Source organism: Pantoea agglomerans, from assembly GCF_021397715.1.
GTDB lineage: Bacteria > Pseudomonadota > Gammaproteobacteria > Enterobacterales > Enterobacteriaceae > Pantoea > Pantoea astica.
The window spans coordinates 2383362-2398779 of record NZ_CP090207.1; the positions used below are offsets into that span (position 1 = coordinate 2383362).

Sequence of the window (15418 nt, forward strand, 5' to 3'; positions counted from 1 at the left end):
AGGCATAAATGTCAAACAGTAAGCGTTTTGAAATCACGGCGGGCTACAGCCATCAGCTTGGGGCAAACTTTGATGGTCAGGGCGTTAACTTCGCCCTGTTCAGCGCCCATGCCGAGCGGGTCGAGCTTTGTCTTTACGATCCAGGCGGCAAAAACGAAATTGCCCGGCTGGAACTGCCGGAATTTACCCATGAGGTATGGCACGGCTATGTGCCTGGGCTGCAACCGGGCGCGCTGTATGGTTATCGCGTTTACGGTCCCTACGATCCGGAAAACGGCCACCGTTTTAACCCGAATAAGTTACTACTCGATCCCTACGCCCGTGAACTGGCTGGCGACATTGAGTGGAACGAGGCGCACTTTGCCTATGACCTCTATCACGAAGACAAAGATCTGACCTTTGACAGCCGCGACAGCGCGCCGTTTACCCCTAAATGCCGGGTGATCGATCCGAATGAGTTTGACTGGCAGGATAAGCATCGTCCCAACGTGCCCTGGCCGAAGACGGTGATTTATGAAACTCACGTTAAAGGCTTCACCCAGCTCAACACCGCGCTGCCTCCGGAAATGCGCGGCACCTTCGATGGCATGAGCCACAAATCCACCGTCGATTACATCAAAAGTCTGGGCATCACCTCTGTCGAACTGCTGCCGGTACACTGGTTCCCGGACGATCAGCATCTGCTGGACAAAGGGCTGAAAAACTTCTGGGGCTACAACACGCTCGGCTTCTTCGCACCCGCTACCCGTTACTTCGGTCCGCGCGGTATTCAGGGCTTCCGTGACATGGTGCGCGCATTCCACGATGCCGGTATCGAGGTGATTCTCGACGTGGTCTATAACCACACCGCCGAAGGGAATGAGCTGGGCCCGACGCTGTCGTTTAAAGGCATTGATAACTTCTCTTACTACCGCACCCTGCCCGACCAGCATCGTTACTACATCAACGATACCGGCACCGGCAACACCGTGAATACCTCGCATCCACGGGTGCTGCAGATGGTGATGGATTCGCTGCGTTACTGGTCTGAATCGATGCATATCGACGGTTTCCGCTTCGATCTCGGCACCATTCTCGGCCGCGAACCCGAAGGATTCGACCCACGCGGCGGCTTCTTTGATGCCGTGATGCAGGACCCGATTCTGTCACAGAAAAAACTGATTGGTGAACCCTGGGATATCGGTCCGGGCGGCTATCAGGTCGGTGGCTTCCCGCCGGGCTGGGCAGAGTGGAACGACCAGTACCGCGATACGGTGCGCGATTACTGGAAAGGCAACAACGTCTCGACCGACTTCGCGGCGCGTCTGCTGGGATCGGGCGATCTCTACGACCAGCGCGGTCGCCGTCCGTGGGCCAGCGTCAACTTCATCACCGCTCACGATGGCTTCACCCTCAACGATCTGGTGTCGTATAACGACAAGCACAACGATGAGAATGGCGAGGACAACAACGACGGGCACAACGATAACCGTTCTTACAACTACGGCGCGGAAGGTCCGACCGACGATGAGAACATTAACGCGGTGCGCGAACGTCAGAAGCGTAATTTCCTCGCTACTCTGATTTTCTCACACGGGACCCCGATGCTGCTGGCGGGCGATGAGTTTGGCCGCAGCCAGCTGGGTAACAACAACGGCTACTGCCAGGATAGCGAAATCTCCTGGGTTCACTGGGATAACCTGCCGGAGTCCGCCGAGGCGCTGCGTGAATTTACCCGTCAGATCCTGAAGTTGCGCGCCGATCAGCCACTGCTGCGCCGTGAAAACTGGCGCGATGGCATGGATATCAAATGGTTCAACGCCGGTGGCGGTTTCCAGCAGGCGGAACAGTGGGATGAAGGCTCAACGCTGGGCGTCTACATCGGGCGGCCGGACCTGCAAACTGAAGAAGGCATCTGGCACGACGTCCTGATGCTGTTCAATCCGTTTGAAGGCAATGTGCCGTTCCAGATTCCGCAGTTTGGCGAAGGCGGCTGGGTGCTGGAGCTGACCACCAGCGATACCGCGAAGCGCGGTCTGGTGATCACCAAAGAGAAGGATTTCGAGCTGGAAGGCCGCAGCTTCGCCCTGTTCAGACGTCCGTAGGGTTAAGGCAAGGCAATCAGGCGCAGCGCATTTCGCGCTGCGCTTGAGTTTCTGGCTGTGACTGCCAGGCTTAACCGGTTGTTTACGATGAATATTGATGCTGACAAGGAGGCATAATGTCCAGATTTACGCAGAAGGTTGTGGTTGTGACAGGTGCCGGCTCCGGTATTGGCGAAGCAGCAGCTAAACGCTTTGCTGAAGAAGGCGCATCGGTGGTGCTGGTGGGACGGACGCAGGAAAAGCTGGAAAAAACCCATGCCGGGCTGGCTGCGGGCGATCATCTGGTTGCTGCCTGTGACGTTTCCGACGCTGACCAGGTCAGACAACTGTCAGAAAAAGTACTGGATAAATATGGCCGGGTTGACGTGCTGGTCAATAACGCCGGGGTGATCGTGCAGGGCCGGATTCATGAGGTCGAACTTGACGCATGGAAAACGCTGATGAAAACCGACCTGGATGGCGTCTTCCACGGCGTACACTATTTCATGCCCGCCCTGCTGCGCAGCAAAGGCAACGTGGTGAATATCTCCTCGGTTTCCGGTTTAGGCGGTGACTGGGGCATGAGCATCTATAACGCCGCGAAGGGTGCTATCACCAACTTTACCCGCGCCCTGGCAATGGATTACGGCGCGGACGGCGTGCGGGTCAACGCTATCTGCCCGGGCTTTACCTTTACCGATTTAACCGAAGATATGAAAGATAATCAGCCGTTACTGGAGCGCTTTTACGATCGAATCCCGCTGCGGCGTGCCGGAGAAGCGGACGATATCGCCCGTGCGATTGTCTTTATTGCCAGCGATGAGGCCAGTTATATTACCGGCGTAAACCTGCCGGTGGACGGCGGTATTACCGCTTCTAACGGCCAGCCTAAACAGGCTTAATCGTCTCCGCTATATAATCAAAAAGGCAGCGTATTCACGCTGCCTTTTTTCTGTTTATTAATTGCCGCGACTCACGGCTTATTGATTATCTGCCGATCCAGGCCGTCACGCTGTAGCGACAGCGGAATTAATGTTTAGGCGTGTGACGGGTTGGCGTTGCGGCGCGCGCAGGCTTAATTACCGTACTACTGGTGGGGCAGATAAAATTATTCAGGCAAACACTGCACATAGTGGCATTAGCGTGATGAATTTTCGCAACGGTTAATGCCTGTTGACGGGTATAAAGCGAACCAATAAACACGCGCTTATCGCTTTTTAACAGATTAACGCAACCTTCTTTGTGTAAAATCCATCCACCCATGGGACGTGGGCACAGATAATAATAACTGGCTTTGAGCATGGTATTCATCCTAATCGTTGCTGTATGTATCTTAAAAAAACCGACAAAATTCGTAAGGGCTTATGTTTTTATCTGAAGCTTTATTAAACTAACTGAGAGTTATGCTTAAAACCACTTTATTGTACCGGTTAAACTGACTTTGAGATTTAGCCGTTTTCAGAGACCTGAGTCGCTTTAGTCGCTCAGTGCGACATAACCCCGGCTTTGCCTCCCCGCCGCCAGTCCCATTCAGCCTGCTAATCAATATCGCTGATAAATCATTCTAAAATAAATGATTAAAATCAAAACTTTAACTCAATAACCCCTGCGACCGCATCCGAAGATGACACGGGTTGGATTAACCTGGCTGTGGCAAAAAGTGGACGCCGTCAGGTCAACGATGAGCGCTCATAAACTGAAGCATAATCGTCCGGTCATTATCTGCTGGCCTCAAAAAAGCGCAGCCGGAACAGAGCCTGACTGTGAGGTTTATCAGTTAAGGCGCACGCAACAAAAGTGAACGCACCTTGAAAAAGTAAAACGATCGGTTTACTTTTAAACTATGAAAAAGAGAGACGATATTATTCAGGCGGCCGAGCGGGTGTTCTATGCCAGCGGTTTTCACGCCACCAGTACCGACCAGATTTGCCGCGAGGCGGGCGTCTCCACGCGCACGCTTTACCATCACTTTGCCTCCAGGGAGGCACTGACCGCTGCGGTGATGCACGCCCGGGAACAACGCTTTATGGCGGACCTCTGTGCGCCACAGCAGCCAGAAGCGATTGCCCGGCTGTTTCAGGTGCTGGGCGAGTGGACGCAGGCGAATGGCGCGAAAGGCTGCTTCTTTCTCAAAGCCTGGGGCGAATATGCCGAGCGGGATGCCACTCTCGCCGGTCAGGCGCTGGCCTTTCGCACCACGCTGCGTGACTACATTCGCGACTGCGTCACCGCAGTACAGGGAAAAGAGAATCGGCTGCTGAGCGACGCCATCTGGATGCTGTTTGAAGGAGCGATTACTTCGGCGCTGATTATCGGTCATGCTGCCGCCAATCAGGCCGGCACCCTGGCCATCCAGCTGCTGCAACCGCAGGGCGCGGCGGAATGAGGTCCGCGAGCGCACTGGCGCTGACCGGATTTAGCCTGATTGCGGTGACCTATGGCATGGCGAGATTTTCGTGGGGGCTGATGCTGCCTGCGATTTCGGCCGATATTCCGTTGAGCCCGCAGCGGGCAGGTTTGCTCTCTGCCTGCAGCTTTGTGGCTTACTGCCTGACCATTCTGGCGGCGGCCTCGCTGGCGCGACGGTGGGGTTCGCGCCGCGCCGCACTGCTGGCGTCGCTCTGCGCAGCGACAGGGCTGCTGCTGCTTGCCTGTGCCTCTTCCGCGCTGCTGCTGGCGATCGGGCTGTTTATCGCCGGACTCAGTTCTGGCCTGGCGTCTCCGGCGCTGGCTGCCGCCGTCAGTCAGCGGATCAGCCCTGCCCGGCAGCCGCGCATCAATACCCTGCTCAATGCCGGAACCAGTGGCGGAATCATGCTGACGGTACCTGTGCTGGCGGCCTTACCGGGCGGCTGGCGGGCGTCCTGTCTGCTGTTCGCCCTGCTGGCGCTGGTGTCTATATGGCCGATCATGCGCGCACTGCCCGGTGAGGCGGCCGCTGCTGGCGCGACCCGCCAGCCCTGGCATCAGCAACTGTTTCGCCGTTCAATGATCCGCCTGATCGCCATTGCCTTCGTGTCCGGCCTGGCGAGCGCCGCCTGGTGGAGCTTCGGCTCAGCCCTGCTGCGCCAGCATGTCGGCCTGGAACCCGCCACCACCCGCCTGCTGTGGCTGGTGGCAGGCGGCGCGGGCATTATCGGCGTGGCTACCGGGCCGGTCGCAGCCTGGATCGGTCTGAACGCCGTTTACCGGCTGTCGCTGTCAGCGATGGCGCTGCCACTGCTGGTCATCGCCTTCAGCCACGGTAATTCCGTCGGCTTACTGATAGCGGTGGCCTGTTGCGGTGCCGGTTACGTCACGCTGTCAGGGGTGCTGCTGGTCTGGGGCGCGCAGGCCACCGAAGAGGAACCTGCAACCGGCGTCGGCATGTTGTTTTTCATGCTGGCTGTCGGCCAGGTAACGGGATCGCTGCTGTTTGGTCAGGGGTATGCTGCGCTGGGTGCGGTCACTACTCTGGTTCTGTTTGCTGCCAGCGCGCTGCTGTTGCTCTTTTTTGCGCCGCCAGAAACCGCAGATTCTGAAGGCAAAAAAAACCCGCACGCTGCGGCTGAAATAACGTTACAGAGAAAACGCTGACCTGACTGGGCAGCACGGCCAGAACGACGTTCACGCTTTTGCGGCGAATCGGTGTTTAATCGGTTGTGCGAAAGCAATAAAACAAATAAACCCACAGCCGCCTGTTTTCATTCCTGCGCTGATAAATCAGATAACGCGGATATTATTAATTCTCGGATTAATCGTCTGGTTTAACAGATCCTGTTCCGGCCCCAGATAATAAGGCACGGCGCACTGCTTACCATCTTTGGTAAAAATAACCTGGTTATCATGCAGAAACAGCGCAGTGAAATGGCCCAGCACCACGCCATTTAATTCAAAACAGTATTTTCTGGCTTCACGAAGCCCCTGCTTGCTATTCAGAAAATCAACAAATCGCATCACGCTGCGTCTCCTGGCAAATTTCATCCGCTCTGCTTGTTTATTTATTACACAGAGATCAGGCGGAGGATAATATCCGTAAGCGCAGCGCGGATCATTATGCTGGCGCGGTTTTCAGAAAAGACTGAATAGCCAATAATCAGTCAGGCTGAACAGATCAAATAACCTCAGCATTCTTCCCCGACTGACGCGGTCAGAGGAAATCGTTATGGTGCGGTCTGTGCATATTGCGCGGCAAAAGCGCGCGCTTTATTGTGGTTTTTTAGTCAGCATCACCGTGCAGGGCCAGGAGAGAGATAATGGAAATTTTTGACGCGGATTCACGTCATATCAGGGCGATCCAGCAGATTTATGCCTGGCATGTCCTTAACGGCACCGGCTCATTTGAAACCGTTGCGCCGGATGAAGCGGAGATGGCGCAGCGGCTGAATAAGATTCAGCAGGCGGGCCTGCCGTGGTTCATCGCTGTGAGTGACGGCGAGGTGCGCGGCTTCTGTTATCTGGCGCCCTACCGTCCCCGTCACGCCTATCGTTATACGCTGGAAGACTCAATCTATATCGATCCACAGTTTCGTCAGCGCGGCGTCGGCTCGCGTTTGCTGCGTCACGCTATCGCCTGGGCTGAACAGGCGGGTTACCGTCAGTTGATTGCTAATGTCGGAGACAGCGAGAACCGCGCATCGGTTGCTCTGCATTGCGCGGCGGGCTTTGAATTGGTAGGAACGCTGAGGTCGGTCGGCTTTAAACATGGCCGCTGGCTCGATACCGTTTTCCTGCAGCGAGCGCTGGGTGCCGGGGATGCTCTGCTGCCCGCTGACAATTAAATGCGTTCCGGAGCAATAAAGGCGGCCAGGCCTCGTTCACCGCTGATAAACCTTCTGGTAATGTGTGCGGACAAAAACAAAAAATCCGGAAGCCTTTATGTTGTCGACAATCATTTACCGCAGCCATATCGCCGGGCACGTACCGGTGAAATCGCTAAACGATTTGGCGGTAAAAGCTAATAAAATCAATGAATCCTCTGGTATTTCCGGCATTTTGCTGTTCAACGGCACGCATTTTTTCCAGGTACTGGAAGGTCCGGAACAGGCGGTAAAGGCGATCTATAGCCGGATTTGTCAGGACCCGCGTCATCATAACCTGGTGGAACTGATGCGCGATTATGCGCCATCACGCCGCTTCGGCAACGTGGGCATGGAGCTGTTTGACCTGCGGCAACATGATAAAGAGTCAGTGCTGGACGCAGTGCTGGCCAGATGCACCACAAAATTCCAGCTCACCTATGCCGATCGCGCGCTGCAGTTTCTGCGGACCTTTGTCGAAGCACGGGAAAAAGAGAACTATTTCGAGATCCCGGCTGCCAGCAGCTGGACCTTTATCCGTGATGAATCACCCCGACGCGACGGTGAAGCGGCGCTGATTGCGGCTGATGAAGTGAGTTTTGCCTTTCAGCCGATTGTCGATCCTCTTGCCTGTGAAATTGTCTCGCTGGAGGCGCTGCTGCGCGGTCCACAGGGTGAACTGCCGCTCGACTATTTTGCACAGCTGCCGCGCGATCAGATCTACCTGACCGATCTGCAGTCGAAGAAGAGAGCCTTTGCCCAGGCTAAACAGCTGGGCATTGAGGGGCTGACGCTCTCGATTAATCTGTTGCCGATGACGCTGGTGGAAGTGCCTGATGCAGTGCCGTTCCTGCTGGATGAAATTGCCGCTCAGGGTCTGGTGCCTGAGCAGATCATGGTGGAGTTCACTGAAAACGAAGTGATCTCCCGCCTTGATGAGTTTGAAGCCGCGATTAAGCAGCTGAAGGCGGCCGGTATCAGCCTGGCGCTGGATGATTTCGGGGCCGGTTTTGCCGGCCTGTCGCTGCTGACGCGCATCCAGCCGGATAAGATCAAGATCGACCGCAATATTATTAGCGGCGTTCACAAGAGTGGTCCTAAGCAGGCGATCATTCATGCGATCCTGAAATGCTGCTCCTCACTGGAAATTTCCGTTATCGCCGAAGGCATTGAACAGCCGGAAGAGTGGATGTGGCTGGAAGCCGCAGGCGTCTCGCAGTTTCAGGGATATCTGTTCGCCAGGCCGCAGCTTAACGGCATCGCGGCGGTCGCCTGGCCAGAACTGAACGCAACCCAGATCCTCTGACGTCATCGCACAGTCTGCGATTTAGACGAATCTGTCCCGCCCCGCCTTGCCGGATCGGCCCGGTGCTGCTAATAAATAAGCAGCACCGGGTGATGATCTTCATCTCTCTGTCATCTCCCGGCTGCAAAGTCAGCCATTATCAACCCGTTATTACCCCCGATGTTTAGCAGTCAGATGTTCAGTGTTTAGGCCGACGCAGCGCGCACAGCGTGCAACGTGACTCCCAGGGACAGCATTTGAGGAACTGAATGAAGCACATCATCCGCGGTGATAAAGAGCCCGCCCATATCCTGGCCGCAACGCGTGCGCTCGAAGCGCACTATTCTCGCTATGGAGAAGGCAATAAATACCACCCCATCATCTATTCCATCGCCTATCGCAGCCGGTATTACCAGGTTGAAGTCATTACCCGCCGTGAAACCATGGTTGCCACGGTGATCACCGGCGTGCGCAATCTGACCCATCTCTCGGGCGCAGCCTGACAGACGGCGTATCCCTTCATCAAACGGGGGCGCTTCGCCCCCGAATCGTCAGAGTGAATCTCAGCGCCGGTAGAGCACATTGGCCGGGTAGATCGCGCCAATCACACTCTTTTCCCGCGCGCCGGTGACCGCAGGCAGATTGCCCGGTAAGCCTGAGAGCGTGCGGAAAGCGAGCCAGGCAAATGCCAGCGCTTCCATATCGTCACCGCTGATCCCTGCGGCATCGGTGGTGGTCACTTCGGTACCCGGCAGATGGGTGGCCAGACGGGCCATCAGCAGCGGATTGCGGCTGCCGCCACCACACACCAGCAGACGATCGCAGCCATCATTGAGCTGCACCTGCCGGGAGATAGTGATGGCGGTCAGCTCCACCAGCGTGGTCTGCACATCCTGCGGCGCCAGCCCAGGGAAGTGGCGCAGATGCTGCTCCAGCCAGCCGAGGTTAAAATGTTCCCGTCCGGTGCTCTTCGGCGGCGGCAGGGCAAACCACGGCTCGCGCAGCATCGCCTCCAGCAGTGCCGGGATCAGAGTGCCACTGCGCGCCCATTGTGCATCCTGATCGTAGGCTTTGCCCTGATTGCGCCAGATCCAGGCATCCAGCAACATGTTGCCGGGTCCGGTATCAAAACCGCGCACCGGCTGGCCGGGAAACAGCAGCGAGAGATTAGCGATGCCGCCAATGTTCAGCACCATGCGGCGTTCCGTGGCGTCCATTAACAGCGCCTGATGGAAAGCGGGCACCAGCGGCGCGCCCTGCCCGCCGAGCGCCATATCGCGGCGGCGAAAATCCCCGACAACGGTCACGCCGGTTGCCGCAACGATCCGGTTGTTATCGCCAATCTGTAACGTATTCGGGGCGGCACTTTGCGGCTCATGCCAGACGGTCTGCCCGTGACAACCTATCGCGACCACATCGCTCGCCTCCAGCGATTCGCGCTGCATTAAGGTCAGCACCGCATCGGCAAACAGCTGGCCCAGCCGGGTATCGAGCTGTCCGAGCTGTGACAACGTCAGGCTTTGTCCCTGGCAAACCGCCAGAACGGCCTGGCGCAGATCGGGCGGCATCGGATGGCAGTAGCTGGCCTGCTGCGCCACCAGATTCTCATCAATCGCCGCCAGTACCACATCCACCCCGTCCAGGCTGGTGCCCGACATCACACCAATATAACGTCCTGATTTTATAGCCATTGTTTTCTCCCCGCTGGAGGTGCGAATCATTGCGATTAGCCTGACAAAATACGCAGGCTAATTCTATGATTAAATTATTTATTTCTCAGAGCTGGCGAGCCGGTAACGCAACGGCACTATTTTTCTCCGTCGATTGAATTATTGTTAACCTTACAGAGTCTATGCTTCTGTCCAGCCGTGTTTTATTCGGACAAGGATTAATTTGCCAGGTTTGTGTCTTATACTGTGTGCAGGATATCGCGATAAACGTGGCGCCTTCTCGACTAAAGGAGTTTCAAATGATTAAGCGTGTAGTGGTGGTCGCTTTGACCGGTGTGATGCTGGCAGGTTGTAGCAACACAAGTACGCTGTCGGGTGATACCTACAGTGCCAGTGAAGCCAAACAGGTTCAGAGCGTCTCTTACGGTACTCTGGTCTCGGTTCGTCCGGTGAAAATTCAGGGCGGAGATGAGAGTAACGTGATTGGTGCCATCGGTGGTGCCGTGCTGGGTGGTTTCCTCGGTAACACCATTGGTGGTGGCAGCGGACGTAGCCTGGCAACAGCCGGCGGTGCGGTACTGGGCGGCGTAGCCGGTCAGGGCGTACAGGGCGCGGTGAACAAGACTGATGGTGTTGAGCTGGAGATCCGTAAGGATGATGGTAACACTATCATGGTGGTACAGAAGCAGGCCGCAACGCGCTACTCGGTTGGTCAGCGTGTGGTGATGGCATCGAACGGCAGCCAGGTGACCGTTTCACCTCGCTAAGGCGAATGATGTGAAAAAAAACCGACGCCTGAGCGTCGGTTTTTTTATTTCTCGCGGTTCTGCAGTTCGAGAATATTTTTTTCCAGCCGGGCAATCAGCGTCACCATCTGGTTGATCTCTTCGCGGCTGATGCCGGAGAGAATATCATCGCGCGTTTCATCAATCACGCTCTCAACCTGTTCGATGATCGGTTCCGCCTGCTGCGTCAGCTTAATGCGCTTGGCGCGGCGATCGTTGGCGCAGGTCGAACGGGTAATTAATCCCTTATCCTCCAGCTGGTCGAGCGTCCGCACCAGTGAAGGTTGTTCGATGCCGATGGCTTTGGCTAACTGAATCTGTGACTGCTCTGGCGGCAGTTGATGAATATTGTGCAGCGTTACCCAGTGAGTCTGAGTCAGCTCAAGCGGTTTTAATCGCTGATCAATCAACGCGCGCCAGATGCGCACCAGTCGAGATAAATCCGTTCCGAGGGGCGTATCCATTTCATCTCCTTATAATTAGCTTGCTAGCTATCAAGCCAGATTTTACACTATTCTGCGAGTTTACAGGATAAATTACAAATCCCGGACCGCCGCGCAGCGACAGGGCATCGCTTTCGGGCTGCCGCTCGGGTTAATTAAGGATATCAAACGTGCTCACCCACCTCTTCTCCAGTGCCAAACCGCTAACCGATCTGGTGGTCGGCGCTTCGCTGTTTTTCCCGCCCATCTTCAAAGCGGTGATACTGGGTTTTCTGGTCTGGTTGCTGATTCACCCGCTGGTGCGCGGCTGGATCTACTCTGGTGATATCTGGCATCCCACGCTGTTTGATCTCTCTCTGTTTGTGCTGTGCGTTACCGCCGCACTCTGGCTCATCGGTCACGGATAATCGTATGAAATTTAACGCGGTGAAATATTTCTCCACCCTGATTGTGTTTGCGCTGGCGCTGCTGGCCGGTGGATGGATGTGGAATTACTACATGCAGTCGCCCTGGACGCGCGACGGCAAAGTGCGGGCTGAACTGGTCGATATCACGCCACAGGTCTCTGGCCGCATTACTCAGCTGCAGGTCAAAGACAATCAGTTTGTCCATCAGGGTCAGCAATTGCTGACGCTGGACCCGGTGCCGTGGCAAATTGCACTCGACAATGCCGAAGCGCAACTCAGCAAGGCGCAGGCCGATCTGGCCCGAACGCAGCACGAATTTAACCGGCGTAGTCGCCTGCCGCGCAATGTGATTTCAGCGGAAGATCTCGACGCCGCACGGCTGGCCGCTAACGCCGCCGTCGCCAGTGCCAAAGCGGCCGAGGCGGAGCGGGATCGGGCGCGCTGGAATCTGCAACAGACGACGCTGACCGCGCCCACTGACGGCTGGATCACTAATCTCACTCTGCGGCCCGGCAACTACGCCAGCGCGGGCAGTCCGCTGTTTGCGCTGGTCGATAGCCACTCTTATTACGTGGTGGGCTATTTTGAAGAAACCAAGCTGCGCCATATTCATCCGGGCGCAGCGGCTCAGGTGGTGCTCTATAGCAGTGGCGCACGACTCCAGGGCCAGGTCGACAGTATTGGCCGCGCCATCTACGACCAGAGCATTGAGACGGACAGCGGTCTGGTGCCGGACGTCAAGCCTAACGTGCCCTGGGTGCGGCTGGCGCAGCGGGTGCCGGTACGCATTCGTCTCGATCCGCTGCCGGCTGAGGTGCCGCTGGTGGCCGGAACCACCTGCACGATCACCATTCAGCCATGAATTTTCAGTGGCTGGCGTGGGATCAGTTACCCTGGATTAAGGCCAACGCTAATCAGTGGCGCTATGCGTTGCGCAACGCCATTGCCATGTGTCTGGCACTCAGTATCGCCTATGGGCTGGATCTGGATGAGCCTTACTGGGCGATGACCTCGGCGGCAGTCATCAGTTTTCCGACCGTGGGCGGTGCCATCAGCAAAAGCCTTGGCCGGATTGTCGGCAGCCTGCTCGGGGCCAGCGCCGCGTTGCTGATCGCCGGACATACCCTGAATGAACCCTGGCTGTTTACCTTTGCGATTGCCGGCTGGCTGGCGCTCTGTACCGGCATCGCCAATCACTATCAGAACAATGTCGCCTACGCCTTTTCTCTCGCCGGCTATACTGCAGCCATTATTGCCTTCAGCAGCGTTAACATCACCGATATTACCGATTTATGGACCATCGCTCAGGCGCGGGTCTGCGAAGTGATCTCCGGCATCCTGTGTGCCGGTTTTATGATGATGGTGCTGCCGAGCACCTCCGATGGCGAGACGCTCATCACCTCGTTAAAGCAGATGCACGCCAGGCTGCTGGAGCATGCGGTGTTACTGCTGCAACCGTCGGTCAGTGACAACATTCGTACCGCGCATGAGAATGTCATCAGTCAGATTCTGACCATGAACCTGCTGCGGATTCAGGCCTTCTGGAGCCACTACCGCTTTCGCCGCCAGAACAACGTGCTTAACTACGTGCTGCACCAGCAGCTGCGGCTGACCAGCGTGCTCTCCAGCCTGCGCCGTATGTTGCTGAACTGGCCCGACGCGCCCGACGCGCTGTTTGCTGCGTTGCAACAGCTGCTGGCCGAGCTGGGAAAACCGGAGTGTGATAAGTACCGGCTGGCGCGCATTCTGCGTAGCGTCACGCCAGCGGCCGACGGTGACTACCGGCAGCGCGCTTTTTGTCAGCGGCTGCGTTATTTTTGCTGGATGTATCTCAACGTGCTGCGCTGGATCCGGCTGCTGGATCGCGCCGATGCCGATACCCGCTTTCAGCCCCCGCCGGTTCCGGCCTTAGCGCGCGACAGCGACAGCGCCGAAGCGGGCTGGAGCGCGCTGCGTACCTTCAGCATCATCGTGCTGGGCTGCGCGTTCTGGATCAATACTCAATGGTCCTCCGGTGCGGCGGCGCTGACCTTAACCGCCATCGCCTGCGTGCTCTATGCCTCTTCACCGTCGCCGGGCGGCAGCGTGACGCTGCTGCTGAAAACCCTGCTGTGGCTGTTTGCCTTTAGTTTTGTGATGAAGTTCGGTCTGATGGTGCAAATCAGCCAGCTGTGGCAGTTTTTACTGCTGCTGTTCCCGCTGCTGGTGACGCTGCAGCTGTTTAAGTTACAGCAAAAGCAGCGCGCCGGGATGTGGGGACAATTTATTGTGTTTATGGGCTCGTTCATCGCCGTCACCAACCCGCCGACCTGGGATTATCAGGATTTCTTCAATGACAACATCGCCAAAGTGTGCGGCGTCCTGCTGGCCTGGCTGGCGTTCCAGATTTTACGGCCCAGCTCAGATGCGCGCCGAAGTCGTCGTCATATCCGTGCGTTGCGGCTGGCGTTTCTTGATCAGCTCAGACGGCGTCCGCGCCTGAGTGAAAGCCGTTTTGAATCGCAGATTTATCATCGCATCAGCCAGCTTAGTCACAGCCGGGATGAGCAGGCGCGCGTCTGGTTATTGCGCTGGGGCGTGGTATTGCTCAATTGCTCGCATATTGTCTGGCAGTTGCGGCAGTGGCAGGCGGATTCCGCCACGCTGATCAGCGTGCGCGACAGCAGTTTGCAGAATCTTCAGCGGATTATCAGCAGTCGCGGGGTGCAGCACAGTTCGCTGGATCTGATCCTGGCGGAGCTGGAGAGAATGATCGCCTCATTGCTGGCGCTGGGCAGTAATGAGGCGAGTGAACTGGCCGGTATTCTCTGGCGGCTGCGCTGTTCGCTGGCTCAGCTGAAACAGGCGGTGCCGGGCTGATTACTGGCAATATTGCTGCTGCTGCCGGGTGAAATCATCCTGCAATTGCTGCAGCGTTTTATGGCCTTCAAAGCGGGTTTTATCAACCTCGGTCATCGGCTCGATGACCAGCGCCTTTTCATCCGGCGAGAAGATAAACCGCCGGCTCAGTTCGGTGCCGGTAAAACTTTTGCCGACAATGCCGCCGCAGACCATAGTCATGGTGCGTCGGTAAATGGTGGTGTCAGTAAAATTGGTTTCGGTAGCGCTGCGATAGACCTGATCGCAACCCTGCGCTTCCAGCTTGCGCACCGTATTACGGCTCAGCCATTCACGTCCTTTAGCAATCTTTTCGCAGGTGCTGCGCATCGGGTTGGTATCAATGGTGCGCTGCAGCTCCCGCCCGGTTTCCGTCACCAACTGCGTATCGTTGGGTTTATCGCATCCCACCAGCAGCAAGCACAGCAGTAATGCGCCCTTGAATTTCATATACCTGCTCCTTCACCCATCACGCTTTCTTACCTGAATCAATATCATAGGGGGGAAATGTGCAGGATGGTACAACAATTCATAAACAGGCTGGAAGAAAAACAGGCGGCACCGATGGCCGCCCTGAAAATCAGATTACGCCGCAGGCAAAGCGTGCCCCGCCACCGCCCAGCGGTTGCGGATGATCGGCATGGTTATCGCCGCCCACATGCACCATCAGCGCTTTACCCTTAATTTCACTCAGCGATTTGAGACGTGGCGCGAGCACCGGATAGCTGGCGTTGCCTTTCTCATCCACATAGACGGCTGGCAGATCGCCTGAGTGCCCTTCCGCGTAAGGCCCCAGATGTTTCCCGCTGTTAGCCGGATCAAGATGGCCGCCTGCCGCACCGGCCGCTACTACCTTGCCCTGCGACTCGCCCGGTTCACAGCTGCCCTTTGCATGCACATGAAAACCATGAATACCAGGCTGCAGCCCTTTGAGATCGGGCGTGAACTGCAGGCCATACCGGGTCTCTTCAATCGTCACGTTACCGAGCGATTTTCCAATCCCCTCCGCGGTGACCTGATGGATGGTGACCTGTTCACTGGCGGCCTGAGCCGCTCCGCAAGTCATAAGGGCAAATAGCGCAACTGCTTTGAGCTTCATGGTGACTCCTT

17 protein-coding genes are annotated in these 15418 nt (G+C 56.6%); 11 read left to right on the top strand and 6 right to left on the bottom strand.

Annotated features, from left to right (window positions below; all coding sequences use genetic code 11):
* The first annotated feature begins 8 nt into the window (after positions 1–8).
* Entirely contained in the window at positions 9–2084 is a 2076-nt protein-coding gene (glgX, locus tag LZU96_RS11325) for a glycogen debranching protein GlgX (protein ID WP_233984443.1), read from the top strand.
* A gap of 116 nt (positions 2085–2200) precedes the next feature.
* Positions 2201–2965, top strand: a complete 765-nt coding sequence (locus LZU96_RS11330; protein WP_233984444.1) for an SDR family NAD(P)-dependent oxidoreductase — start codon at positions 2201–2203, stop codon at positions 2963–2965.
* 127 nt (positions 2966–3092) lie between these two features.
* Here LZU96_RS11330 and LZU96_RS11335 read toward each other — a convergent pair whose 3' ends face one another.
* Positions 3093–3365, bottom strand: coding sequence for a hypothetical protein (locus LZU96_RS11335; RefSeq protein WP_094121385.1), 273 nt, complete (start codon positions 3363–3365; stop codon positions 3093–3095).
* A 541-nt stretch (positions 3366–3906) separates the two neighbouring features.
* Between LZU96_RS11335 and LZU96_RS11340 the strand changes: the two genes are divergently transcribed.
* Entirely contained in the window at positions 3907–4449 is a 543-nt protein-coding gene (locus LZU96_RS11340) for a TetR/AcrR family transcriptional regulator (protein WP_233984445.1), read from the top strand.
* On the top strand, positions 4446–5639 hold the full coding sequence (locus tag LZU96_RS11345) for an MFS transporter (protein ID WP_233984446.1): 1194 nt from the start codon (positions 4446–4448) through the stop codon (positions 5637–5639). The genes LZU96_RS11340 and LZU96_RS11345 overlap by 4 nt, the downstream gene beginning before the upstream one ends.
* Positions 5640–5765: 126 nt before the next feature.
* Here LZU96_RS11345 and LZU96_RS11350 read toward each other — a convergent pair whose 3' ends face one another.
* On the bottom strand, positions 5766–5999 hold the full coding sequence (locus tag LZU96_RS11350) for a hypothetical protein (RefSeq protein ID WP_233984447.1): 234 nt from the start codon (positions 5997–5999) through the stop codon (positions 5766–5768).
* A 299-nt stretch (positions 6000–6298) separates the two neighbouring features.
* On the opposite strand from LZU96_RS11350, the gene LZU96_RS11355 reads away from it, so the two are divergent.
* From LZU96_RS11355 to LZU96_RS11365, 3 genes are all read left to right on the top strand, one after another.
* A complete protein-coding gene (locus tag LZU96_RS11355; protein WP_233984448.1) occupies positions 6299–6823 on the top strand; it encodes a GNAT family N-acetyltransferase in 525 nt (174 codons plus the stop codon).
* A 97-nt stretch (positions 6824–6920) separates the two neighbouring features.
* On the top strand, positions 6921–8147 hold the full coding sequence (locus LZU96_RS11360) for a diguanylate phosphodiesterase (protein WP_233984449.1): 1227 nt from the start codon (positions 6921–6923) through the stop codon (positions 8145–8147).
* A 248-nt stretch (positions 8148–8395) separates the two neighbouring features.
* On the top strand, positions 8396–8629 hold the full coding sequence (locus LZU96_RS11365) for a DUF4060 family protein (protein ID WP_233984450.1): 234 nt from the start codon (positions 8396–8398) through the stop codon (positions 8627–8629).
* 60 nt (positions 8630–8689) lie between these two features.
* Here the strand turns inward: LZU96_RS11365 and anmK are convergent, their stop codons facing one another.
* Positions 8690–9811, bottom strand: a complete 1122-nt coding sequence (gene anmK / locus LZU96_RS11370) for an anhydro-N-acetylmuramic acid kinase (protein WP_233988185.1) — start codon at positions 9809–9811, stop codon at positions 8690–8692.
* A gap of 284 nt (positions 9812–10095) precedes the next feature.
* On the opposite strand from anmK, the gene slyB reads away from it, so the two are divergent.
* Entirely contained in the window at positions 10096–10563 is a 468-nt protein-coding gene (gene slyB, locus LZU96_RS11375; RefSeq protein ID WP_094121943.1) for an outer membrane lipoprotein SlyB, read from the top strand.
* 44 nt (positions 10564–10607) lie between these two features.
* Here slyB and slyA read toward each other — a convergent pair whose 3' ends face one another.
* Entirely contained in the window at positions 10608–11045 is a 438-nt protein-coding gene (gene slyA, locus LZU96_RS11380; protein ID WP_233984451.1) for a transcriptional regulator SlyA, read from the bottom strand.
* A 149-nt stretch (positions 11046–11194) separates the two neighbouring features.
* On the opposite strand from slyA, the gene LZU96_RS11385 reads away from it, so the two are divergent.
* The 3 genes from LZU96_RS11385 to LZU96_RS11395 are packed head-to-tail and all read left to right on the top strand — an operon-like array spanning position 11195 to position 14290.
* Positions 11195–11431, top strand: a complete 237-nt coding sequence (locus tag LZU96_RS11385; RefSeq protein ID WP_233984452.1) for a DUF1656 domain-containing protein — start codon at positions 11195–11197, stop codon at positions 11429–11431.
* Between the two features lie 4 nt (positions 11432–11435).
* On the top strand, positions 11436–12293 hold the full coding sequence (locus LZU96_RS11390; RefSeq protein ID WP_233984453.1) for an HlyD family secretion protein: 858 nt from the start codon (positions 11436–11438) through the stop codon (positions 12291–12293).
* Entirely contained in the window at positions 12290–14290 is a 2001-nt protein-coding gene (locus LZU96_RS11395) for an FUSC family protein (RefSeq protein WP_233984454.1), read from the top strand. Before LZU96_RS11390 ends, LZU96_RS11395 begins: the two co-directional genes overlap by 4 nt.
* Here LZU96_RS11395 and LZU96_RS11400 read toward each other — a convergent pair whose 3' ends face one another.
* Together LZU96_RS11400 and sodC are read right to left on the bottom strand one after the other, a co-directional pair.
* Complete coding sequence (locus LZU96_RS11400; RefSeq protein WP_233984455.1) at positions 14291–14758, bottom strand: hypothetical protein; 468 nt, start codon at positions 14756–14758, stop codon at positions 14291–14293.
* 130 nt (positions 14759–14888) lie between these two features.
* Complete coding sequence (sodC, locus tag LZU96_RS11405; protein WP_233984456.1) at positions 14889–15407, bottom strand: superoxide dismutase [Cu-Zn] SodC; 519 nt, start codon at positions 15405–15407, stop codon at positions 14889–14891.
* Positions 15408–15418 lie beyond the last annotated feature (11 nt).

Bases quoted from the DNA above. Each gene is read 5' to 3' on its own strand.
- LZU96_RS11335 (WP_094121385.1), bottom strand. From the start codon at position 3,365: ATGCTCAAAGCCAGTTATTATTATCTGTGCCCACGTCCCATGGGTGGA.
- sodC (WP_233984456.1), bottom strand. From the start codon at position 15,407: ATGAAGCTCAAAGCAGTTGCGCTATTTGCCCTTATGACTTGCGGAGCG.
- LZU96_RS11355 (WP_233984448.1), top strand. From the start codon at position 6,299: ATGGAAATTTTTGACGCGGATTCACGTCATATCAGGGCGATCCAGCAG.
- LZU96_RS11400 (WP_233984455.1), bottom strand. From the start codon at position 14,758: ATGAAATTCAAGGGCGCATTACTGCTGTGCTTGCTGCTGGTGGGATGC.
- LZU96_RS11390 (WP_233984453.1), top strand. From the start codon at position 11,436: ATGAAATTTAACGCGGTGAAATATTTCTCCACCCTGATTGTGTTTGCG.
- LZU96_RS11365 (WP_233984450.1), top strand. From the start codon at position 8,396: ATGAAGCACATCATCCGCGGTGATAAAGAGCCCGCCCATATCCTGGCC.
- LZU96_RS11350 (WP_233984447.1), bottom strand. From the start codon at position 5,999: ATGCGATTTGTTGATTTTCTGAATAGCAAGCAGGGGCTTCGTGAAGCC.
- LZU96_RS11360 (WP_233984449.1), top strand. From the start codon at position 6,921: ATGTTGTCGACAATCATTTACCGCAGCCATATCGCCGGGCACGTACCG.
- LZU96_RS11345 (WP_233984446.1), top strand. From the start codon at position 4,446: ATGAGGTCCGCGAGCGCACTGGCGCTGACCGGATTTAGCCTGATTGCG.
- glgX (WP_233984443.1), top strand. From the start codon at position 9: ATGTCAAACAGTAAGCGTTTTGAAATCACGGCGGGCTACAGCCATCAG.
- LZU96_RS11340 (WP_233984445.1), top strand. From the start codon at position 3,907: ATGAAAAAGAGAGACGATATTATTCAGGCGGCCGAGCGGGTGTTCTAT.
- LZU96_RS11330 (WP_233984444.1), top strand. From the start codon at position 2,201: ATGTCCAGATTTACGCAGAAGGTTGTGGTTGTGACAGGTGCCGGCTCC.
- LZU96_RS11395 (WP_233984454.1), top strand. From the start codon at position 12,290: ATGAATTTTCAGTGGCTGGCGTGGGATCAGTTACCCTGGATTAAGGCC.
- slyB (WP_094121943.1), top strand. From the start codon at position 10,096: ATGATTAAGCGTGTAGTGGTGGTCGCTTTGACCGGTGTGATGCTGGCA.
- slyA (WP_233984451.1), bottom strand. From the start codon at position 11,045: ATGGATACGCCCCTCGGAACGGATTTATCTCGACTGGTGCGCATCTGG.